The organism is Streptococcus fryi, from assembly GCF_053206505.1.
Window position 1 is genome coordinate 1 of the sequence record NZ_JBRUGW010000021.1, and the last position, 21689, is coordinate 21689.

General features: G+C 36.6%; 19 protein-coding genes, 2 pseudogenes and 1 riboswitch. Of the genes and pseudogenes, 18 read left to right on the forward strand and 3 right to left on the reverse strand.

Annotated features, from left to right (window positions below; all coding sequences use genetic code 11):
- Positions 1 to 277: 277 nt before the first annotated feature.
- The 11 genes from zapJ (at position 278) to nadE (ending at position 10315) form a co-directional block, all read left to right on the forward strand.
- Positions 278 to 856 (forward strand): divisome accessory protein ZapJ, encoded by a 579-nt coding sequence (zapJ, locus tag ACVRZH_RS06580; protein WP_447454506.1) that lies wholly within the window; start codon positions 278 to 280, stop codon positions 854 to 856.
- A 41-nt stretch (positions 857 to 897) separates the two neighbouring features.
- Positions 898 to 2229, forward strand: coding sequence for a UDP-N-acetylmuramate--L-alanine ligase (gene murC / locus ACVRZH_RS06585; protein ID WP_447454507.1), 1332 nt, complete (start codon positions 898 to 900; stop codon positions 2227 to 2229).
- Between the two features lie 90 nt (positions 2230 to 2319).
- A complete protein-coding gene (locus ACVRZH_RS06590) occupies positions 2320 to 2802 on the forward strand; it encodes a GNAT family N-acetyltransferase (RefSeq protein WP_447454508.1) in 483 nt (160 codons plus the stop codon).
- A 110-nt stretch (positions 2803 to 2912) separates the two neighbouring features.
- Positions 2913 to 4742, forward strand: a complete 1830-nt coding sequence (gene mltG / locus ACVRZH_RS06595; protein ID WP_447454509.1) for an endolytic transglycosylase MltG — start codon at positions 2913 to 2915, stop codon at positions 4740 to 4742.
- Positions 4743 to 4845: 103 nt separating this feature from the next.
- A complete protein-coding gene (greA, locus tag ACVRZH_RS06600) occupies positions 4846 to 5328 on the forward strand; it encodes a transcription elongation factor GreA (protein WP_447454510.1) in 483 nt (160 codons plus the stop codon).
- Positions 5329 to 5588: 260 nt separating this feature from the next.
- A complete protein-coding gene (locus ACVRZH_RS06605) occupies positions 5589 to 5813 on the forward strand; it encodes a DUF4059 family protein (RefSeq protein ID WP_447454511.1) in 225 nt (74 codons plus the stop codon).
- A gap of 39 nt (positions 5814 to 5852) precedes the next feature.
- Positions 5853 to 6767: a thioredoxin-disulfide reductase gene (trxB, locus tag ACVRZH_RS06610; protein ID WP_447454512.1), complete on the forward strand. Its 915-nt coding sequence runs from the start codon at positions 5853 to 5855 to the stop codon at positions 6765 to 6767.
- Positions 6768 to 6830: 63 nt separating this feature from the next.
- Positions 6831 to 7409, forward strand: coding sequence for a YdcF family protein (locus ACVRZH_RS06615; RefSeq protein WP_447454513.1), 579 nt, complete (start codon positions 6831 to 6833; stop codon positions 7407 to 7409).
- A complete protein-coding gene (locus tag ACVRZH_RS06620; protein WP_447454514.1) occupies positions 7387 to 7878 on the forward strand; it encodes a kinase in 492 nt (163 codons plus the stop codon). The genes ACVRZH_RS06615 and ACVRZH_RS06620 overlap by 23 nt, the downstream gene beginning before the upstream one ends.
- Positions 7879 to 8016: 138 nt before the next feature.
- Entirely contained in the window at positions 8017 to 9480 is a 1464-nt protein-coding gene (locus tag ACVRZH_RS06625) for a nicotinate phosphoribosyltransferase (RefSeq protein WP_447454515.1), read from the forward strand.
- 10 nt (positions 9481 to 9490) lie between these two features.
- Positions 9491 to 10315, forward strand: coding sequence for an NAD(+) synthase (nadE, locus tag ACVRZH_RS06630; RefSeq protein WP_447454516.1), 825 nt, complete (start codon positions 9491 to 9493; stop codon positions 10313 to 10315).
- Positions 10316 to 10670: 355 nt separating this feature from the next.
- Here nadE and ACVRZH_RS06635 read toward each other — a convergent pair.
- From ACVRZH_RS06635 to trkA, 3 genes and pseudogenes are all read right to left on the reverse strand, one after another.
- A pseudogene (locus tag ACVRZH_RS06635) lies at positions 10671 to 10976 on the reverse strand (transposase family protein); the annotation flags it as partial.
- Positions 10977 to 11327: 351 nt separating this feature from the next.
- A complete protein-coding gene (locus ACVRZH_RS06640) occupies positions 11328 to 12767 on the reverse strand; it encodes a TrkH family potassium uptake protein (protein ID WP_447454517.1) in 1440 nt (479 codons plus the stop codon).
- Between the two features lie 3 nt (positions 12768 to 12770).
- A complete protein-coding gene (gene trkA / locus ACVRZH_RS06645) occupies positions 12771 to 14126 on the reverse strand; it encodes a Trk system potassium transporter TrkA (RefSeq protein WP_447454518.1) in 1356 nt (451 codons plus the stop codon).
- Positions 14127 to 14542: 416 nt separating this feature from the next.
- Between trkA and ACVRZH_RS06650 the strand changes: the two genes are divergently transcribed.
- The 7 genes and pseudogenes from ACVRZH_RS06650 to ACVRZH_RS06680 form a co-directional block, all read left to right on the forward strand.
- Positions 14543 to 15091 carry a tRNA (cytidine(34)-2'-O)-methyltransferase gene (locus tag ACVRZH_RS06650; RefSeq protein WP_447454519.1) on the forward strand — a complete coding sequence of 183 codons (549 nt, stop codon included), beginning with the start codon at positions 14543 to 14545 and terminating at the stop codon, positions 15089 to 15091.
- Between the two features lie 201 nt (positions 15092 to 15292).
- A riboswitch (FMN riboswitch) is annotated at positions 15293 to 15417 on the forward strand.
- A gap of 63 nt (positions 15418 to 15480) precedes the next feature.
- The gene (locus tag ACVRZH_RS06655) at positions 15481 to 16050 is read left to right on the forward strand and encodes an ECF transporter S component (RefSeq protein ID WP_447454520.1); all 570 of its coding nucleotides are present in this window, start codon (positions 15481 to 15483) and stop codon (positions 16048 to 16050) included.
- Positions 16047 to 16697 carry a phosphatase PAP2 family protein gene (locus tag ACVRZH_RS06660; protein WP_447454521.1) on the forward strand — a complete coding sequence of 217 codons (651 nt, stop codon included), beginning with the start codon at positions 16047 to 16049 and terminating at the stop codon, positions 16695 to 16697. Before ACVRZH_RS06655 ends, ACVRZH_RS06660 begins: the two co-directional genes overlap by 4 nt.
- Positions 16698 to 17174: 477 nt before the next feature.
- Entirely contained in the window at positions 17175 to 18266 is a 1092-nt protein-coding gene (locus tag ACVRZH_RS06665; RefSeq protein ID WP_447454522.1) for a hypothetical protein, read from the forward strand.
- Positions 18267 to 18506: 240 nt separating this feature from the next.
- Complete coding sequence (mnmM, locus tag ACVRZH_RS06670) at positions 18507 to 19079, forward strand: tRNA 5-(aminomethyl)-2-thiouridylate-methyltransferase MnmM (RefSeq protein WP_447454523.1); 573 nt, start codon at positions 18507 to 18509, stop codon at positions 19077 to 19079.
- Between the two features lie 104 nt (positions 19080 to 19183).
- The gene (locus tag ACVRZH_RS06675; protein WP_447454524.1) at positions 19184 to 20518 is read left to right on the forward strand and encodes a hemolysin family protein; all 1335 of its coding nucleotides are present in this window, start codon (positions 19184 to 19186) and stop codon (positions 20516 to 20518) included.
- Positions 20519 to 20989: 471 nt separating this feature from the next.
- Positions 20990 to 21688: pseudogene (locus ACVRZH_RS06680) on the forward strand (transposase); the annotation flags it as partial.
- Position 21689 lies beyond the last annotated feature (1 nt).

Sequence of the window (21689 nt, forward strand, 5' to 3'; positions counted from 1 at the left end):
ATGAGCATGCGCCGTAAGAAATATGTCCTTGGTCTGTCCTTTGACCAGTATTTAAAACGACTATTGTAAGTCAAAAAGTGTTTGTGGGAGAAAAATGGGGAAAAGACATTCTCATGCGTTTGTCGTGGTTTTACTTCATTAATTTTGAAAAGTTGAGCATTTTAGTTTATAATAGGAGTGTTATAGAATCATGTAAACAGTCTATAAGCAGCTTATGTTCTGTTTTATAAAATAGTTATGAATATGGCGTTCTACATGATTTAGAAAGGATGAGTCTATGGAAAATAAAAGACGTCCATTTCCCCTTGTTGCTGATGATGAACCGGTTATTGTTCCGAATCGTCAGATGCAGTTATATGAAAATGAAGATTTAATTACCCATATTCGTGGGAACTATAGCGAAAAGGTTTATCAGGAGACACTTCAGCCTGCTGTAGTAAAATCGGTAATGAAGCAAGCTTCTTCATATGCTAGATCATCAAAGCCTATTCCTCAACTGAGAGAAACTTCAAAGGCTAGAGAAGAGGCTAGAAAAGATATCAAACAAAAGCGTCAGGTTTTTGTTGACAAAGAACCTCTATCAACAAGTTTGAAGAGCAAGGCGAGACTTAAGCCTTCTGCAAAACCAGTGAGTAATGCGTTAAGTCAAGCAAGTAAGGTGTTAGAGCAAGACTTGTATATTTTAGCGGAATTACCAAAAGTTTACAATCAACCTAACAATGCTACGAATAAGCAAGTTAAAAAGAATAGCTATGATTTTTTGAAAAAAAGTCAAATTTATAATAAACAAGAATACCAGTCACAGAGAGAGCGACGTGTGGCTCAAGAGTTAAACTTAACACGTTTTGAAGATTAAAATAGCATTTTGAGCATTTATCAATGCTTATGGGAGAAACTATGTCAAAAAAATATCATTTTATTGGAATTAAAGGGTCGGGGATGAGTGCTCTTGCCTTAATGCTACATCAGATGGGACATGATGTTCAGGGAAGTGATGTTGATACCTACTATTTCACGCAATTTGGATTAGAGCAAGCAGGTATAACCATCTTGCCATTTGATGAAAGTAATATCACTGAGGATCGTGAGCTCATTGCTGGTAATGCTTTTAGACCAGATAATAATGTGGAAGTAGCTTATGCTATTGAAAAAGGTTACTCATTCAAGAGATACCATGACTTCTTAGGTGAATTCATGCAACAGTTTACGAGTTTAGGTGTTGCAGGAGCTCATGGTAAAACCTCAACAACAGGTTTGTTGGCACACGTTTTGCGTAATATCACAGATACTAGTTTTTTGATTGGAGATGGTACTGGGCGCGGTTCTGAAAATAGTGAGTATTTTGTCTTTGAATCAGATGAATACGAACGCCACTTTATGCCGTATCATCCTGCCTATTCTATCATCACCAATATTGACTTTGATCATCCAGATTATTTCACTAGTGTTGATGATGTTTTTAATGCCTTTAATGATTATGCTAAGCAAGTTCAGAAAGGTATTTTTGCATTTGGTGGTGATACCTATTTACGTCAATTAACATCAGATGCTCCAATCTATTACTATGGCTTCAAAGAAGACGATGATTTTATGGCTTACGATTTGATTCGCTCTACTAATGGATCAGATTTTAGAGTAAGATATAAGGATGTTGAATTAGGTGCCTTTCACTTGCCAGCTTTTGGTAAGCACAATGTTTTAAATGCGACAGCAGTCATTGCTAATCTTTATATTGCTGGTTTTGATATGGATTTGGTGAGAGAGCATATGAAGACTTTCTCAGGTGTTAAGCGACGTTTTACGGAAAAAATTATTAATGAGACTGTGATTATTGATGATTTTGCGCATCATCCTACGGAGATTATAGCTACCTTAGATGCTGCTCGTCAAAAATACCCAAGTAAAGAAATTGTAGCGATTTTCCAACCTCATACGTTTACACGCACGATTGCCTTATTAGATGAGTTTGCTTTAGCCTTAAATCAAGCAGATAGCGTTTATTTAGCACAAATCTACGGTTCGGCTCGCGAAGTGGATAAAGGTGAAGTTAAGGTAGAAGATTTGGCTGCTCGTATTAGTAAGCCAAGTCAGGTCGTAAGCGTTGATAATGTTTCGCCATTATTGGAACATAAGGATGCTGTCTATGTCTTTATGGGAGCAGGTGATATCCAATCATATGAATTATCATTTGAAAGGTTGCTATCAGATTTGACACTTAATAATCAATAAAGCAATGACTGAATCAAAGGACGGACTATTGTCTTGTCCTCTTTGATTTCTTTTGCCAACATAAGGATAATTAAGGATTTGGAGGTTAAGATGCTTATACGTCATGGACAATTAACAGATTTGGATGATGTTTATCGGATAGAGTTGGCTAATTTTGGTGAAGGCGTAGCAATCACTAGGGAAGCTTTTGAGGAACGTTTGCAAATCATGACAGATACTTTTTTAGTAGCTGAATACGATGGTCAGTTGGTAGGGTATATAGAAGGACCTGTTGTTCCAGAAGCTGCTTTGAAGGATAGTTTATTCCATAAGGTCTCTCAGAATGTAGAAAGCGGTGGTTATATTGCTATTACGAGTTTATCTGTTTCATCAGAGGTTAAGGGACAAGGTGTAGGTACTGCTTTAATAGCAGCGATGAAAGATTTATCAATAGTTCAAGGACGAGAAGGTCTTGTATTGACCTGTGAGGATTATCTCATCCCATATTATCAAATGAATGGTTTTAAAGATGAAGGTCCAGAGGATTCTCAACATGGTGGCAAAGTATGGTTTAGAATGGTTTGGCGGCCATAATAACCTTCAATACCCTTTTTTATTAAGAATAGGTAACATTTACACCGCTTTGGTTGCTTTTGAGGCATAATTAGGATATAATGGCGTTTGATAAAGATGAGGAGGTTAGAATGACTGATCATTTTAAGGATAATAATGAAAAAGACGGTCAAGCTATCAGAAGCTTTAAAGAACAGATTTTAGCAGAGTTGGAAGAGGCTCATCGTCTTCGCCGTTTGAGAGAAGAAGCGCTCATGACAGAAAGTGACCAGGAAGACTCTAACAGTGAAATAGTTAGCTCAGATGTTGACACCATTGAGACACTTGAGTCACCAGAGCAAACCTTAGACATTAAAGAATTTGAACAGACAGCAGATCACAATTATGAAGAAGTGCATCCTACTCAGGATAAGGTTGTCTTTATGACACCTCCATTAGAGGATAATACTGATTCAGATGTATCCAATCTTGATTTGGAAGCTACTATACCAATGTCTCCACTAACTGATGAGGAGGTTAGACAATCGCTTAAAGGCGAACAGTTGGAGCAGGAAGTTGATTTTGATCAATTAGAAGAAGAGTTAAAACCTCGTGATAAGGATTTGAGTATTACTCGTGTGATGGCTGGTTTTAATAAGTTATTTGATGATGCAGAGAATGCTGTTGATTATGATAAAATGACAGAGCTCCCAATTGCTGATAACACTTCAGATGACTCAGAAGAAGAATTGGTTTACCAAGATTCTTCAAATGATGAACTGGGTGAGGCATTTGTTGTTTCTGAAGAACAAGATGATTATCTCAGTAAGAGACAAAAACGTACTAGAACAGATAAGGTCGCTCGTAAAATCTCAATGATTTTACTGTCAATCTTGACAATTTTGATTTTGCTGACTGGTTTCTTTGTTTACCGTTATGTAGATAGCAGTATCAAGCCCTTAGATGCCAAATCAACAGAATATATTCAAGTTGAAATTCCGTCTGGCTCTGGTAATAAATTGATTGGTAAGATCTTGGAAGAATCTGGTGTTATTAAAAGTGGTCAGGTATTCAACTACTATGTGAAGTTTAAAAATTATACCAATTTCCAAAGTGGCTTCTATAATTTCCAAAAGAGTATGTCTCTTGATGATATTGCCGCTAAATTACAAGAAGGTGGGACACCAGAACCTGAACGTCCTGCTCTTGGTAAGGTATTGATTCCTGAGGGTTATACTTTGGAACAGATTGCCAAGGCGGTTACTTTGAATGCAAACACTGCTGATAAAAAAGATAAAACGCCTTTTACAGAAAAAGAATTTATGTCTATCGTTCAAGACGAGGCCTTTATCGCGAAGATGGTTGAGAAATTCCCAGGTTTACTTGGTAGCTTACCATCAGCTTCAGAAGTCAGATATCAGTTGGAAGGATACCTTTTCCCTGCAACTTACAGTTATTACGAAGAAACCACGTTAGAAAATATTGTTGAGCAGATGTTGGCGGCTATGGATGTTAATCTGTCACCTTATTATTCATCAATTGCTAATAATGGTATGACTGTTAATCAGGTTCTATCTTTAGCCTCTCTTGTTGAAAAAGAAGGTGCTACTGATGATGATCGCAAATTGATTGCAGGTGTCTTTTATAACCGTTTAAATCAAGGTATGCCGCTTCAAAGTAACATTGCCATTCTATATGCCATGGGCAAATTAGGCCAAGCAACGACCCTGTTAGAAGATGCAACTATTGATACTGGAATCGCCTCACCATTTAATATTTACGTCAATCCAGGATTGATGCCTGGCCCTGTTGATAGCCCAAGTTTATCAGCGATTAAGGCGACTATTGACCCACAACAAAGTAACTACCTTTACTTTGTCGCAGATGTCACAACAGGTGCTGTGTATTATGCCGAGAATTACGATGAGCATTCAGCAAACGTTGAGAAGTATATCAATAGTCAATTATCTAAAAACCAATAGTCTGAGTTAGTCAGAATAAACATACAGGAGTCTAGGTTAATCCTAGCTCCTTTGTATGTGTTATGAAAATGAAAAATAAATAATTAAGAAAAGAGAAGGAAAAATGGCAGAAAGAACCTATCCTATGACATTGGCAGAGAAAGAGCTGCTTGAAAAAGAATTAGAAGAGTTGAAGTTAGTCCGTCGACCAGAAGTTGTTGAACGTATCAAAATTGCGCGTTCTTATGGTGATTTATCAGAAAATAGTGAGTATGATGCAGCTAAGGACGAACAGGCATTTGTAGAAGGTCAGATTTCAATGCTAGAGACTAAGCTTCGCTATGCTGAAATTATTGATAGTGATGCTGTTGCTAAGGATGAAGTAGCTATTGGAAAAACCGTTGTTGTTCAAGAAGTTGGTACAACAGATAAGGATACATATCATATTGTTGGTGCAGCTGGTGCTGATATTTTCTCAGGCAAAATTTCAAATGAAAGTCCTATTGCACAGGCATTGATTGGTAAGAAAGTTGGAGATAGTGCAACGATTGTCTCGCCTGCAGGAAGTTATCAAGTGACCATTTTAAGCGTTGTCAAAACGGCTTAAAATAGTTCTACTAACATAAAGACATAGAATCGGTGAGATTAGATTAGTTTTGATTTAGTTGCGGAGATTCTATTTTGTTAAGTTTGGTCTATGGTCTTAATTAACTGAACTGTTTTGTTAATAACTAAAAAAATAAGAGAGGCAAGGACAGTTTGTCCCAGTCTCTTTTTGCTTTAGACATAAGTGTGGTCTATTCAATGGCTATTACTTACTTTATTTGGTATAATGGCATTATTATTAAAAGGGATGGAGAAAAGGAAATGCTTGTCAAGATTTTTAGTCTTTATTTACAAGGCTTACTGGGGGCGACCCTTTTGACCAGTTTAAGTTTGGGTTGTTGGGTTCTTTATCGTAAATTGTCAAAAAAGGATGTGACAAGGTCTGAAAAACGAGCGATTCTTTTTGATGCCTTGGTACTGGCCTTTATTAGTATTCCTATTTTATCATTTGCTTTTATGGCTATTTTAGTGATGCTCAAGGCTTAATATGAGGCCTGTGAGCTAATTTAGAAACGGAGATATTTCATGTACGATACAATTGTTATTGGTGGTGGACCAGCAGGTTTAACAACAGCACTTTATGCTGCTAGGAGTAATCTAAAGGTGGCGATTATTGAACAAGGTTTGCTTGGTGGGCAGATGAATAATACGCTAGAAATCGAAAATTATCCAGGATACGAATTAATTTCTGGTCCTGAGTTATCCATGAAAATGTATGAACCTGTGCAAAAAATGGGTGTTGAACATCTGTATGGTATTGTAACCTCCGTGGAGGACAAGGGTGATTACAAGCTTGTAAAAACATCAGATGAAACCTATCAAACTAAGACGGTAGTTATTGCGACAGGTGCAAAGCATCGCCGTTTAGGAGTTCCAGGTGAAGATACGTATTCGAGCCGCGGTGTTTCTTATTGTGCTGTCTGTGACGGTGCCTTCTTTAGAGGACAAGATTTATTTGTTGTTGGTGGAGGCGATTCAGCTGTTGAAGAGGCTCTTTTCTTAACACGATTTGCCAATAAGGTAACTATTGTTCATCGTCGCGATCAATTAAGGGCTCAGAAAGTTCTTCAGGATAGAGCTTTTGCTAATGACAAGATTGACTTCATTTGGGATTCAGTGGTTAAAGAGATTGTTGGTGGAGATGTCAAAGTTTCAGGTGTGATTGTTGAGAATGTTAAAACAGGCGAACTTAGCAAGCATGAGTTTGGTGGTATCTTTATCTACGTTGGTCTGGATCCAGTATCTGATATGGTGGTAGATTTAGGTGTCACTAATGATGATGGTTGGATTATCACTGACAATAAGATGCAGACAAGTGTACCAGGTGTTTTCGCTGTAGGTGATATTCGTCACAAAGATTTACGCCAAATCACGACAGCGGTCGGTGATGGTGCCATTGCTGGTCAAGGAGTCTATCATTATATTGTTGACAACTATTAAGATTAACATTAAAACTAGAAAAGGTCCTATGAGGATGATTTCTAGTTTTTTTAGGAGGAGTGAGTGATTAAACGTTCTTTACAGGATATTATTGATTTTATTATGATTGAGGATGCGTTAAAGCCTGTTGATTTGCTTATAGTGCCTGGGACTTCTCAGACAAAGGCAATTGATCGTGCCAAATCATTGATACAACAAGGCTTTGCCGACAAAGTATTGATATCAGGTAGCATTAATCGCAAATTGGGGTCTCAGACGGAGGCTGACTACTTAGCCAACTACGCTTTGTCAATAGGTATATCACAGGAGCAATTACTACTTGAACGTGAAGCTAGAGATACTTTCGAGAATGCCAGCAATAGTGCCAAATTATGCCGTTCCTTATCTTTGGACGTTCAAACAGCTATTTTGATTTGTAAAAATTATCATGCGAGACGTGCATTACAAACGTTTGAAGAACATTTTTTGGAGAATGTTGTCTTTTTTGTCTCTCCATATCGGGATGAGAAAGAAGTATCAAAAGATAGCGTTATAGTTAATCCTGAACATCAAGATTTACTTTATCAAGAATTAGCTAAGATTGGTCAGTATCATCTCATCAATCAAAAAAGGAGGACAGATGAGTCAATTGGTTATTATTAGAGGTAATTCGGGTTCGGGTAAAAGTAGTTTAGCACAAGCTTTACAAACTTATTATAAAAATGCTTGCTTAGTGGTTTCACAAGATTTAATTCGCAGACAGTGTCTAAGTGAATTTGGCCAATCAGGGACATTGACCATTTCTTTAGTGGAGCAGATGGCACGTTTTGGTTATGAGAATGATTTGATTGTCATCTTAGAAGGGTTTTATGAAAAAGATAAATATGGTGATATGTTAGAGAGACTAAGAACCTTATTTGATCATAAGACACTAGCATTTTACTATGATATTAGCTTTGAAGAGACGGTTAGGCGTCATCAAACACGTGATAAAAGGCATGATTTTACGCCAGAAGACATGAAGCGGTGGTGGAGAGATAAAGACTATTTAGAATGGGAAAATGAAGTTTTTATTACTGAGCAGATGAGCTTAGAAGAGATGACACAACTGATTATCAATCAATTAGGATGAAACAAAAGTACTTTTGCATGATCAGTTTGAAAACTTTGTGATTATTTTCTTTTATGCTATAATTAAAGTGTAAGAGTACTGGATATCCAGTGACATGATTTGGAAAGTCACACTACTTTCCTTAAAAGGAGCAATTAAATGTTATATGCTGATGATAGTTTGACGCTACATACTGACCTTTATCAAATAAACATGATGAAGGCTTATTTTGACCAAGGCATTCACAACAAAAAAGCGGTTTTTGAAGTTTTTTTCAGAAAAAATCCTTTTAGCAATGGTTATGCTGTCTTTGCTGGTTTGGAGCGCATGGTTAAATATCTTGAAAATTTGAAGTTTTCCGAGACTGATCTAGATTACCTTAAAGATTTAGGTTATAGTGAGGACTATTTAAGTTATTTACGTGACTTCAAGTTGACCTTGAGTATCAAATCAGCACGTGAAGGTGATTTGGTCTATGCAAATGAGCCAATTGTCCAAGTAGAAGGCCCCTTGGCGCAATGTCAGTTGATAGAGACGGCCTTGCTAAATATCATTAATTTTCAGACGCTTATTGCAACTAAGGCTGCTCGTATTAAGTCTGTGATTGAAGATGAGCCGCTACTTGAGTTTGGGACAAGACGTGCCCAGGAACTTGATGCGGCGATTTGGGGCACAAGAGCTGCTGTTATTGGTGGGGCTGATGCAACAAGTAATGTGCGTGGAGGTAAAATCTTTGGTATTCCTGTTTTAGGGACGCATGCCCATTCTTTTGTTCAAGCCTACGGCAATGACTACGATGCCTTTAAAGCATATGCTTCTAGCCATAAAGATTGTGTTTTTTTAGTCGATACTTATGATACTTTACGACTTGGCGTCCCCGCTGCTATCAAAGTAGCCAAAGAATTTGGCGATAAGATTCATTTCAAAGGTGTGAGGATTGACTCTGGTGATATGGCCTATCTCTCTAAAAAAGTTCGTCAGCAATTAGATGAAGCTGGTTTTCCAGATGCTAAGATTTATGCTTCAAATGACTTAGATGAAAACACCATTCTTAACTTAAAAATGCAAAAAGCAAAAATTGATGTCTGGGGCGTTGGCACAAAGTTGATTACGGCTTTTGATCAACCTGCACTCGGAGCTGTTTATAAAATTGTGTCCATCGAGGATGATAACGGCAAGATGCGTGATACGATTAAATTGTCTAATAATGCCGAGAAAGTTTCAACACCGGGTAAAAAACAAGTTTGGCGTATTACTAGTTTGGCTCAAGGTAAATCAGAAGGTGATTATATCACATACACAGATGTTGATGTGAATGCTTTAGATGAAATTTACATGTTCCATCCGACCTATACCTATATCAATAAAACTGTTCGCAACTTCAATGCTGTCCCACTTCTTATTGATATCTATGTAGATGGTCAATTGGTCTATGATTTACCAAGTTTATCAGAAATTCAAGCATATGCTAAGAGTAAAAAAGATGCTCTGTGGGATGAGTATAAACGCATCTTAAACCCACAATTGTATCCGGTTGATCTTGCCAAAGATGTTTGGCAAAATAAAATGGATCTTATTGACCGTGTACGTAAGGAAGCCTATGCTAGACAGGATGAGATTTAAGGAGATTTAAATGACATTGCAAGAGACTATTATTAAGCAGTTGGGGGTTTTACCAGTTATTGATCCTGAACAAGAAATTCGTAAATCGGTGACTTTTTTAAAGGATTATTTGAGAAAACATCCCTTTTTAAAAACCTATGTCCTAGGTATTTCAGGAGGTCAAGACTCAACTTTAGCAGGTCGTTTGGCTCAATTAGCTGTTGAGGAATTACGTGAAGAGACAGGTGACGATAGCTATCGTTTTATTGCTGTGAGACTGCCCTATGGCGTTCAAGCTGATGAAGACGATGCTCAAAGATCTTTATCGTTTATCAAAGCAGATGAGGTCCTCACAGTTAATATCAAGGAAGCTGTTCAGGCTACTGTCCAAGCTTTATCATTAGCAGGTCAAGAAGTGACAGATTTTAATAAAGGTAATATTAAAGCCCGTCAACGTATGATTGTGCAATATGCTATTGCAGGTGATAGGCAAGGTGCAGTTATTGGCACTGATCATGCTGCTGAAAATGTTACAGGCTTCTTTACTAAATTTGGTGATGGTGCTGCTGATGTGTTGCCACTATTTAGATTGAATAAACGTCAAGGTCGTCAAATGTTAAAAGCTTTGGGAGCAGAAGAGGCACTCTATCAAAAAGTCCCAATTGCTGACTTAGAAGAAGAAAGACCAGGACTAGCGGACGAATCTGCTTTGGGAGTTACTTATCAAGAAATTGATGACTATCTTGAAGGTAAAGTGGTTTCTTCAGAAGGACAAACAATTATTGAAAACTGGTGGCGTAAAACAGAGCACAAACGTCATTTGCCAATTACTTTATTTGATGATTTTTGGAGATAGAGATTTTTTTGCAGATGTATCTGCCATAAAGTATCATGAAATAACTATTTTGACTACGATTGTTTATTTCTCTAAACTCTCTTTGTCATAGGATTATAGGCTCATTGTCAACTGTAGTGGGTAAATGAAAAGCTAACATCTAGAGAGAATCACATTGGTTCTCTCCTTTTTGATGTTCAAAACAATCAAAATCCTTCTTTTAAAGTTGTCATCTTTTGGAATCCAAAGGTATTTTGTTTAATAACTTTGACACGGTTTCTGACAGTTCTATGATAGCGTGGAGAGTGATTCCGAATAGCTGTCTTAGTTTGATCGTCAAGAATAGCGATAATCTTCTCAATGAGTTGATAACAGAAATCTGGTGATTTTTCTTGACTAGAGAAGTCTCAGCGGCAGCTATTTTTCTGCAGTCATGGCAGCGAAATCGGCGCTTTCTCAATCGAATGAGTGTCTTGTATCCGGCACATTCTAGATAAGGTATTTTGGATGCTTTCTGGAAGCCGTATTTAGCCATTTGACCTTGACAATGGTGACATTTTGGGGCGGGATAGTCCAGTTTAGCGATGATTTCCTTGTGGGTCCTAGTGTCCACAATCTCCAAGAGAGTGATATTAGGGTCTTTTATTCCGAGTAGGTTTGTGATAAAATCCTCGCTTTTTATTCCATATGAGCCTTTCTAATGATAGTTTTGTCGCTTTTCATTATAGGACATATGGGACTTTGTTGATACTCAAAAGGCCCTATAATCTCTATGGTGGAGTTACCCACTACAGTCTTATAGAGCCACTATTGTTCATAGAAATTGGTCGTTTTCAGAGTTTGATATTTGATGAGTATAAAAATATAAACTAAAAAAATTAACCCATACTCTCAATATGAGACGTTGGGTTAATTTTTTTATAAGAGATTGATTAACCTACTTTAGATAAGTATCAGTTGCTTGTTGATATTCAGCACAGGAGGTTTATTGGGTTGGCAGGATGGTAGCAAAATCGTCAAGAGCATTTATAGTTTATAGTTTAGACCAAGTTTTAGGTGTGAATAACAGTAACATCGGATAGATCTCTAAGCGGCCAGCTATCATAGCAAATGCGAGTATTAATTTAGAAAAAGGGCTAAAGATATCAAAGGTTTCCGACGTCCCAAGCATAGGCCCTATATTGTTAAATGCAGATGCAGCAGCAGAGAAAACCACCATGAAATTATTATGATCCAGAGTTAAAATGAATGTTAGAGTCATAAATAACATCAGATAGGTTGCCAAATATTTTAAAATGCTATGCTGTGTTGATTTGTCTAAGACAGTCTGATTAATATGTAGGGAGTTAATCCTGTTTGGATAGAGGGTAGACAGGGCTTGGTTACGACCAATTTTGGCGATAATTAAGCCACGTAGGACCTTGAAGCCACCAGCAGTAGAACCTGCTGAACCACCGATGAACATCAAAAACAGAAGGATAACCTGTGAGAAGAGTGGCCAAGTGGTTAAATCTAAATAACTAAAACCTGTGGTTGTAATAGTAGCTGATACTTGAAATAAACTATTTTCCAAAGCAATCCAGTTATTTGGATAAAGTCCTCCTACATTTAGGAAGATGAGCACAGTTGATACTGTCACAATGGTCAAATAAGCACGTAACTCCTCATCGCCAAAGAAAGCTTTAACCTTACGTAATAAGATGAGAAAGTAGAGGTTAAAGTTAATTCCAAACACCAACATGCCTATGGAGACCATATTGGTGACGAGAGAACTGTTATAAGCAGCGATACCTTCATTATAAACGGTAAATCCACCAGTACCAGCAGTTCCCATACCAATGATTAAGCTATCATATACAGGAAGTCCAGCTAACCAGAGGAGTAGTGTAAATAAGGCAAATAGAGCGAGGTAGATAATATAGAGGAGTTGGGCAGTATCTTTAAGCCTTGCAACAAGTTTACCAAACACTGGACCAGGTACTTCAGCTCGCATAACTTCTAGGTGGCCATTTTTACTATTATCCATAATGGCTAGAGCAAATACTAACACCCCCATACCACCTATGAGATGGGTAAAACTTCGCCAGAACATGAGTGAGGGAGATAGAACAGAAACATCAGGTAAAATGGTTGCTCCGGTAGTTGTGAACCCTGAACTAACTTCAAAAAAGGCATCAATGATTTTAGGGATTTGCCCAGAAAAGACAAAAGGCAAAGCACCGAAGAAGGACCAAAGTATCCAAACAAGAGCTACAATTAATAAGCCTTCCTTGGTATAGATATGGTAGTTTTTGGGGCGTATGAAAAATCCAAGGCTACCTAATGTAATAAGGATAGCCATAGTGGCTACTATAGCGATAAATACCTTAGGATCTTCTTGGTAGATAATTGCTACAATCATCGGGACCAGTAATAGTCCTGCTTCAATGAGAAGTAATTTTGAGAGGAGGTAATGTACCATACTTCTATTCATCGTTTACCTCTTCAATAAATCACTAATCTGGTGAACATTTTTGTTCAAGGTAGTCACAATAATCTTATCGCCAACTTGTAGCATATCATCTCCATTTGGGAATAAGGCTGCACCATTTCTAATAATAGCAGCGATTAGCACATCGTTTTTGAAATTTAATTGGGATAGGCGTTGATTAGCTAATTTGTTAGGGTCTTTGATTTCAAATTGTAAGGTTTCAATGCGGCCATTGGCGACATGGTGTAGAGCATCTAGGTTAGAATCTTGTGCATTCTTACGTCCACGAATAAAGTGCATGATGGCATCGACCGCAATACTTTTTGGAGTAACAATACTTGATGATTCATGACCTAACTTATCAATGATTTTTAACAAACTAGTACGGTTAACCTTGGTAATATTTTTTTGAACCCCTAGTTGATGTAAGAACATTGATGTAATGATGTTTTCTTCATCGACTCCAGTCAATGTCGCAACAGCGTCGTAACTTCCTGCGCTTTCTTCTAATAGGATATCTTTGGCAGTGCCATCTCCATTGACAACGTGAAGGTGAGGGAATTCTTGGCTAAACCATTCTGCACGATCCTGCTTGATCTCAATGACTTTCACTTTCACTTTAGTGTGCTGTAAGATGTTCAGGAGATAGTAGGCGACTTTACCTGCACCAATGAGTAGGAGATTATTAACGACAGTTGGTTTCATAAAATTATGAAAACGTCCCATATCAGAGCGTTGGCCAGTCACAAAAATACGATCTCCGACTTCGATGATAGCATCACCTTTTGGTATAATAATGTCTTGTTGACGTTCAATAGCACAAATAACGAGATTGTTAAATTTTTTACGGAATTGACTAAGCGACATATGACTTAGCTTGTTACCTTGAGTAATCTTAAATTCCATCAACATGACACGACCATTTGCAAAATGCTCCACAGATAAGGAATTTGGAAAATCAACTGTATTGGCAATGTGTCTGGCAGTTAGCATTTCGGGATTGACAACCATTGAAAAACCAAGAAAGTTTTTTTCTCTAAAGTAAGGGTTTGAGTATTCAGGGTTTCGGACACGGACTATCGTTTCTTTAGCTCCCATTTTTTTAGCAAGAACCGCTGAAATCATATTTACTTCATCTTTTTCAGTTAGTGCAACAAAAATATCACAGGTCGCCACATCAGCTTGTTCCAATACTTTGAAATTTGCACCGTTACCTATGATACCAACAATGTCATGACGTTTGATAGCCTGTTTCATGACAGTTTCTTTTTCTTCAATTAAGATGACATCATGGTTTTCTTCGACAAGTGAGCGGCAGAGGGCAGAACCGACCTTACCTCCACCGACAACGATAATTCTCATTTTTTACCTCCAAATATACCTACTATGATACTCTTTTTTTCAGAAATTGGCTAGTCATTAGAAGGATATCGTTTGGGATGCTGTGTTTACCTTAATGAGTTTTTTTGTGTTCTGTAGTGCCTGGAAAGACAGTCATGGAGGTGTTTTTTAACTTTAGTGTCTAAGTTCATTTTAAAATTGTCGTTGAAATATATTTTTGGAAAAATGAGTTATTTTCAAGCAATATGTATTGACATCTTTTATCAAAGTGATATACTAATAACATGTGTTCGTTGGTTTAAATCACACCTGTTATGATTTAAGTTAATGAGCCGCCATTAACCATGTTATCTGCTGAGCTTGACTCCGGGTGGCGTGGTTTTTTTATTGTCATCAGTTGAGCATAAGTGGTAAAATAGTAAGAGAGAGGTGCAAGGATGAGTATAGAACAAATGATCAAACAGCCTAAAAGGCTAATTAGGGGTAGGAACCACATTGTTTTGTTTCAGCCACAGATTCCCGCTAACACGGGTAATATTGCTAGAACATGTGCAGCGACTAATAGTCCGCTACATATTATCAAACCTATGGGATTTCCAATAGACGATAAAAAAATGAAGCGTGCGGGTCTTGACTATTGGGACAAATTGGATATTTCTTTTTATGATAGTTTAGAGGATTTCTTGTCTCAGTGTCATGGTGAGGTTCATTTGGTGACTAAATTTGCAGAAAGTACATATGCTGATGGGTCTTACAATGATGGTAGGGAGCATTTTTTTATCTTTGGTCGTGAAGATACAGGTTTACCTGAAGATTTTATGCGTGAGAATGCTGACAAGGCTATTCGTATTCCTATGAATGACGAACACGTTCGTAGTTTAAATGTGTCAAATACAGTTTGTATGATTGTGTATGAGGCGTTGAGACAACAGGCTTTTGAAGGATTAGAACTTGTTCATACTTATGAGAAAGATAAATTGAAATAGCTAGATAATTTAAATAGGTTGATCATTCTACATAGGGAATGTTAATAGGTGGTGAGTAATAGTGTAGTGCCTGTGTCTTTCATTTTACTCAACCGCCTTTTTAGAATGGTGAAACAAATTCCTTATAGTTGTTGTGTTATTACTTAACCTCATCTCCTTTAGCGTTTTCGTTGTCAGAATGATTTTTTTTTGTTATGATAGAAAGGTCTTCAGGGCAGGGTGTAATTCCCGACCGGCGGTGACTAGGTTACTAGAAGTCCGTGAGCGTAAGCTGATGTGGTGTGATTCCACAACCGACAGTAAAGTCTGGATGGGAGAAGACGAAGAGTTTTTGGATGTCATCTACTCTTTGTAACTTCTTCCAATTGTCAAAATTGGAGGAATTTTTTATGTATAAGACAAGAAAAATGGCTTTTGTAGCTATTTTAGGAGCACTTTCTTTTGTGCTAATGTTGGCGAACTTTCCCCTACTACCAGGGGCAGAATTTTTGAAAATGGATTTTTCTATTTTACCGATTTTGGTTGCATTAGCCATGCTCGGTTTGAAGTCGTCTTTAGCAGTTCTCATGATTCGTAGTCTTTTAAAACTGTTATTAGATAATGGTGGTATTGGAGGTATAATTGGTTTGCCGATGAATATAGTTGCTATGTCAGTCTTTCTTTTGGCTTTTGCTTATATTTGGCAAAGACAACGTACTTGGCAACGTTTAGTTATTGCAGGTATAGTTGGAACGCTCTCTATGACAGGTGGGATGTTACTACTCAACTATATTTATGCCATTCCTGTTTACGCGACCTTTGCTCAGTTTGATATTAGGGCCATCATTGGCTTAAAGACTTACTTGTTAGGTATGGTCATTCCTTTTAATGTGTTAGAGGGGTTCTTATTTACTCTTGGTTTTGCTGTCTTAGTTTTACCGTTAAGGCCTAATATTGATCGTTGTAGGAGGTATCTATGAAGCATAGACAAGTCTATTGGACTAGAGCGTCTTTTGGATTGTTAGTATTTGTTTTTATCGGTTATGTGGTCAAATTTTATCCGCAACAGCTAGTAGCTTTTGACACAGCGTTACAAGTAGCTCTTCGTGGAGACCTACCAGACATTTTGACGGCTTTATATCGTGGGATAACTATGATTGGAAATCCAGAGGTTCAGGCTGTAACAGTTCCTCTTTTAGGAGTTGTTTTTGTCTTGAAAAAATGGAAATCCGAAGCCATTTGGCTAGCGGTTAATGGTATTTTGGCAGGAGTGTTAATTTTAGCTTTAAAACCAATCTATGCTCGTCCAAGACCATCTATACAGCATTTGGTTGAAGCAGGGGGGTTCTCGTTTCCGAGTGGTCATTCCTTAGGAGCGATGCTCATCATTGGCACGTTGATTATTATAGTATACCAACGTTTGAGGGAAGGTATGGCTCGCCAACTTGTCTTGCTATCTTTGGGCTTGTTGATTACCTTGATTGGTTTGTCTCGGATTTATCTCGGTGTACACTACCCAAGTGATGTTTTATCAGGTTTTTTACTTGGTTACTCACTGCTAAATATTGGTTTTCCAATCTATGATCAAAAACGTTTTGAATGGCGTTTTCAAAGCAAGCAAAAATAATTTACATGATCAACTATCCTAAAGCTACTCTTTTTGAAAGATGGTAAACTAAGGTTGATACGAATGTTTTTAGTTGCTTCGTTTTGAAGTGATATGTTGTCCTTGATACTGCAACAAAAAGTAAAATGTACCATGTTATTAGGGATTACATGTCTGAAATGCTACTTACGTTAATTAAAAGGGAAAATTGTATGTTCTGATCATACAATTGATAAATGAGATGATAGATTCTGAGGCTGAGAGGTTTTAGTAAAAAAATCGTATCTTCAACTATCAAATCAAATAAGTATAAAGTAAGAGTTGGACATTTTTCCAGCTCTTTTATTTTATTGTTTAGTCACAATAGATTTGGACTTATGTTAACAGTGATATTCTATATATGAAAACGCTATACAATTTTTGTTGACAAATTTTTGTTTTAGTAGTATAACGAGATTGTTTATAGGCATAAGTCTAACAAGAAAGAAGTAGTTGATTATGATTTTGAAAAAAAGATTAGTGGCTATCGGCATTTTGCTGATTGCAATGAGTGTGGGTTTACTTTTTGTTTTTCTAAGATTTCGTCAGTCAATGACTTTAAAAATAGTGGATAATTATAAAATGGCTATTTGGGATCGTGATAAAATAGCTGTGTTTGATGATGATGATTTAAATGACTTTAAAGGTTATATCACTAGAAAAGACAACCATATCTATTTTAAAGATAGTTTTTCGGAAACGGAGTCCTATTCAACTGCAAAAACAAAGGATTCACCAGATTTAAAAAGATATGTATCTAAAATCAATAAGGATGATTTAAGTGAGACCTTTAAATTAGCTGAAGGAAATGATGCTTACGCATCAATAACAGATGGTGATTATTTATATGCAACTGCTGTCTTTACTGATAGAATTGAATTTTATAAATATGATCATCATTTAGACGTTGTCACTAATGTTACGATGAAGAATGATGGTCAGTTAAATGCTAGTCAACAATTTGTTATTGTAAATGATTATTTATATGTTTTAGTAAGCTCATTAGATTTATCGACGCAAGTTCCTAATACAGAAATTTGGAAAATGGATAAAGAATTTAACCTAGTTGACAAGTATAACTTAGACGAAACATCAGCTTATATGAGAATGGTTAACGTCAATGATGTATTGTATATTTTGGAAAAATTTAATGGGAACAATGCTAATGGGGAATATCAATCAGGAAATAAAGTATTGGTTTTTGATTTGAAGAATCAACAAAAGGATTATATCGTTATTCCTGATAAATATCCTAGTCATATTCACTATGATATTAAAAATAATAATTTAATTATAGAGAATGACGGGTTTTATAATGATGACTATTCATTTACTACTATCAATTTGGACAATTTAGAACAAGGAATTGTGAATCTTGAAGGATTTAGTAAAGAACAGTATTCTTCTCCTTATTTTACATGTAAAGATAATAGCTACTATTTTTTATTTAATAATGCTCTTGTTAAATATGATATTAGTGATAACAACAAAACGGTTATTAATCTCGAAAAGTATAAAATAAGCGACGCACATTATTTGATTGTTAAATAGTTTTTAAAACTTACAGCGAGCGAAAGCTCGTTTTTTAGCTTATCTAAGTTTCAAAGAGTCATACAGCTCTAGTCTTAAAAGTAGATAAACTGAGCAAAGCAAAGCGATAAATCATCTATCTTTTCTCTCAAATCAACTGTTTTTTGAGCGTGATTTTACCATAATAGATATAGAGTCATCAATACTTTTGTAAAATATGCTACAATAAGATAAAGAAAGTTAGGAAAAGAGAGGTTTAATATGCAACGCCCAATTCACTTGTCTCATGCTTTTTTAGCTGAAGTTATTGATTCTCAAGCCATAGCCATTGACGCGACAATGGGAAATGGGAATGATACTCTTTTTTTAGCTCAAAGAGCTAAGACAGTTTATGCTTTTGATATTCAAGAACAAGCTCTGATGACAACGCAAGAGCGGTTAGTTGAAGCTGGTTTGACTAATGTTCAACTGCATTTATTAAGTCATGCTGATTTGGATAGTGTTGTGAGACAACCTGTGAGAGCGGCAATTTTTAATTTAGGTTACCTTCCTAGTGCAGATAAGGCTATCATCACACAAGCTCAATCAACGTTAACAGCGATAAGGAAAATTTTGAAATTACTTGAGGTTGGTGGTCGAGTTTCTATCATGATTTATTATGGTCATGAAGGAGGTGGTGAGGAAAAAGATGCCGTTCTCAACTGGGTTAGTCAACTGGACCAGCGTTTGTTTACAGTTATGCAATACAAACCTCTTAATCAAATCAATACCCCCCCTTTTTTGGTCATGATTGAAAAAATAAAAGAATCTGACAATGATAGAGTCATTCAATAGCATCTGTTCCATCTGATATTATTGAAATCTTAATCGTTAGCAACAAAAGTTTCTAAAAATATGGTATAATAAAAAAATATTAAAAATGAGGAGATTTTTTAAAAATGGAAGACCCTGGTAGTCAGTCCTTATTGTTACAGTTTGTATTACTATTAGTCCTGACCTTGTTCAATGCTTTTTTCTCGGCAACAGAGATGGCACTTGTATCTCTAAACCGTTCACGTGTTGAACAGAAAGCAGAAGAGGGTGACAAAAAATACAGTCGCCTATTAAAAGTTTTAGAAGAACCTAATCATTTTTTATCAACCATTCAAGTTGGTATTACTTTGATTACGCTTTTATCTGGTGCGAGTTTGGCGGATTCGCTGGGACATCATATTGCTAGGTGGTTTGGAAGTGTTCCTTCTGCTAAGACGATAGGCTCAATTATAGCGATGCTTTTTCTGACCTATATCTCTATCGTTCTGGGAGAGCTTTATCCAAAACGTATTGCCATGAATTTAAAGGAAAACTTGGCTGTTTATGCTGCTCCAGTTGTTGTTTTTATAGGGAAAATTGTTAGTCCATTTGTCTGGTTATTATCAGCTTCAACAAATTTATTAAGTAGAATAACACCGATGAATTTTGATGATGCTGATGAGCAGATGACGCGAGATGAGATTGAGTATATTTTGACTAAGAGTGAAGCAAGTCTTGATGCTGATGAGATTGAAATGCTTCAAGGTGTTTTCTCGCTGGATGAGATGATGGCACGAGAAGTCATGGTTCCTAGAACGGATGCCTTTATGATTGATATCAATGAAGATCCTAAAGAGACATTACAACTCATCTTAAAGCAGAATTTTTCTCGAATTCCTGTTTACGAAGAGCACCGTGATAATATTATTGGTATTATCCACACAAAAATTTTGCTAAAACATGCTTATCAAGTTGGTTTTGAACAATTAAATTTCCGCCGTATTATTCAAGAACCATTGTTTGTTCCGGAGACGATATTCATTGATGATCTGTTGACCAATCTACGTCAGTCACAAAAGCAAATGGCGATTTTGTTAGATGAATATGGCGGTGTTGCGGGTCTTGTTACTCTAGAGGATCTCCTCGAAGAAATCGTTGGTGAGATTGATGATGAAACAGACCTAGCTGCTGAATCTGTTCGTCAGATTGATGAAAATATCTACATTGTTCAGGGAACAATGACCATTAATGAATTCAACGACTATTTTGAAACAGAATTAGAAAGTGATGATGTTGATACCATTGCTGGCTATTACTTGACAGGTGTAGGGATTATTCCAAGTCAGGAAGTGAAAGAGACTTATGAAGTTGAAACCAAAACAAGTTGTATTCAATTAATCAATGATAAAGTCAAAAATGGTCGTGTGACCAAGTTGAAAGTTATCATAAAACCTATAGAGGAAGTTATAGAACAAGAGTAGCTGTTCTTTAGCAATAGATGTTACTATACTGTATCTGCTAATGTGGTTTGGGTAAAATCCTGTAAGGTTTTAGTGAATTTACGAATAGTCATTTAGTACAGCAGTAGATTGGAAATTCAAAGTAAGAATAGACCAAAAATCGTTTTTTATGATATCACGATTTTTGGTCTATTCTTTTCGCCTCTTTTCTACCATTTGTCAAGTATATCAAGTTTTTAAGTTAGACAATAAGACAAGGCAGAGGCTATTTTTCGACAACTGTCTTGTTTTTGACACTTATTTTGTTATAAAAGGTATACAAAAACAACACTTTATTTTGTGAGTTTTGGGATAAGGTGTTACCATAATATGGCATAGTTAACTTTATGGATTTTTGGCTAAATGCCAATTGTACAGTTTATTATGCATAATGAGCTAGTATATTATCCTGATGAGGTGAGGCACTGTATGGAGGTAATCGTATGTGGTTAAGTCAAAGTCATCACTATAGACATGTTTAGTCCTTACTATAAACTAGCCAAACAACTCTCGCTCTCTCATTTTCAAGCTCAGGCTGAAACAGTCTATCCCCAGACTGTTTCACTCCCTAACGCTAAAATTGTCCTTGATCGCTTTCACATCGTCCAACACATGAGCCGCGCTATGAACCGACTACGTGTCCAAGTCATGAATCAATTTGACAGAAAATCGCAGGAATACAAGACGCTCAAACGTTACTGGAAGTTGATTCAGCAGGATAGCCGTAAACTCAGCGATAAACGCTTCTATCGCCCGACTTTTTCGCATGCACTTGACGAATAAAGAAATCCTCGCTAAGATACTTGACTATTCTCAAGAACTTAGAGAACATTACGAACTCTATCAATTACTTCTCTTTCACTTCCAAGAAAGACAGACTGAGCATTTCTTTGACCTGATACATGAGACTCTGCCAAAGGTGAATCCTATCTTTCAGACGGTCTTTAGGACCTTTTTGAAAGACAAGGACAAGATTATCAACGCCCTTGAGCTTCCCTATTCAAATGCCAAACTTGAGGCGACAAACAACCTCATCAAAGTCATTAAACGAAATGCTTTTGGATTCAGAAAGATGACAACTTTAAAAAAAGGATTTTGATTGCCTTGAACATCAAAAAGGAGAGAACCAATGTGATTCTCTCCAGATGTTAGC

Excerpts from the sequence above, each read along its gene's own strand:
- zapJ (WP_447454506.1), top strand. The coding sequence starts at position 278 with ATGGAAAATAAAAGACGTCCATTTCCCCTTGTTGCTGATGATGAACCG.
- murC (WP_447454507.1), top strand. The coding sequence starts at position 898 with ATGTCAAAAAAATATCATTTTATTGGAATTAAAGGGTCGGGGATGAGT.
- ACVRZH_RS06590 (WP_447454508.1), top strand. The coding sequence starts at position 2,320 with ATGCTTATACGTCATGGACAATTAACAGATTTGGATGATGTTTATCGG.
- mltG (WP_447454509.1), top strand. The coding sequence starts at position 2,913 with ATGACTGATCATTTTAAGGATAATAATGAAAAAGACGGTCAAGCTATC.
- greA (WP_447454510.1), top strand. The coding sequence starts at position 4,846 with ATGGCAGAAAGAACCTATCCTATGACATTGGCAGAGAAAGAGCTGCTT.
- ACVRZH_RS06605 (WP_447454511.1), top strand. The coding sequence starts at position 5,589 with ATGCTTGTCAAGATTTTTAGTCTTTATTTACAAGGCTTACTGGGGGCG.
- trxB (WP_447454512.1), top strand. The coding sequence starts at position 5,853 with ATGTACGATACAATTGTTATTGGTGGTGGACCAGCAGGTTTAACAACA.
- ACVRZH_RS06620 (WP_447454514.1), top strand. The coding sequence starts at position 7,387 with ATGAGTCAATTGGTTATTATTAGAGGTAATTCGGGTTCGGGTAAAAGT.
- ACVRZH_RS06625 (WP_447454515.1), top strand. The coding sequence starts at position 8,017 with ATGTTATATGCTGATGATAGTTTGACGCTACATACTGACCTTTATCAA.
- nadE (WP_447454516.1), top strand. The coding sequence starts at position 9,491 with ATGACATTGCAAGAGACTATTATTAAGCAGTTGGGGGTTTTACCAGTT.
- ACVRZH_RS06640 (WP_447454517.1), bottom strand. The coding sequence starts at position 12,767 with ATGAATAGAAGTATGGTACATTACCTCCTCTCAAAATTACTTCTCATT.
- trkA (WP_447454518.1), bottom strand. The coding sequence starts at position 14,126 with ATGAGAATTATCGTTGTCGGTGGAGGTAAGGTCGGTTCTGCCCTCTGC.
- ACVRZH_RS06650 (WP_447454519.1), top strand. The coding sequence starts at position 14,543 with ATGAGTATAGAACAAATGATCAAACAGCCTAAAAGGCTAATTAGGGGT.
- ACVRZH_RS06655 (WP_447454520.1), top strand. The coding sequence starts at position 15,481 with ATGTATAAGACAAGAAAAATGGCTTTTGTAGCTATTTTAGGAGCACTT.
- ACVRZH_RS06660 (WP_447454521.1), top strand. The coding sequence starts at position 16,047 with ATGAAGCATAGACAAGTCTATTGGACTAGAGCGTCTTTTGGATTGTTA.
- ACVRZH_RS06665 (WP_447454522.1), top strand. The coding sequence starts at position 17,175 with ATGATTTTGAAAAAAAGATTAGTGGCTATCGGCATTTTGCTGATTGCA.
- mnmM (WP_447454523.1), top strand. The coding sequence starts at position 18,507 with ATGCAACGCCCAATTCACTTGTCTCATGCTTTTTTAGCTGAAGTTATT.
- ACVRZH_RS06675 (WP_447454524.1), top strand. The coding sequence starts at position 19,184 with ATGGAAGACCCTGGTAGTCAGTCCTTATTGTTACAGTTTGTATTACTA.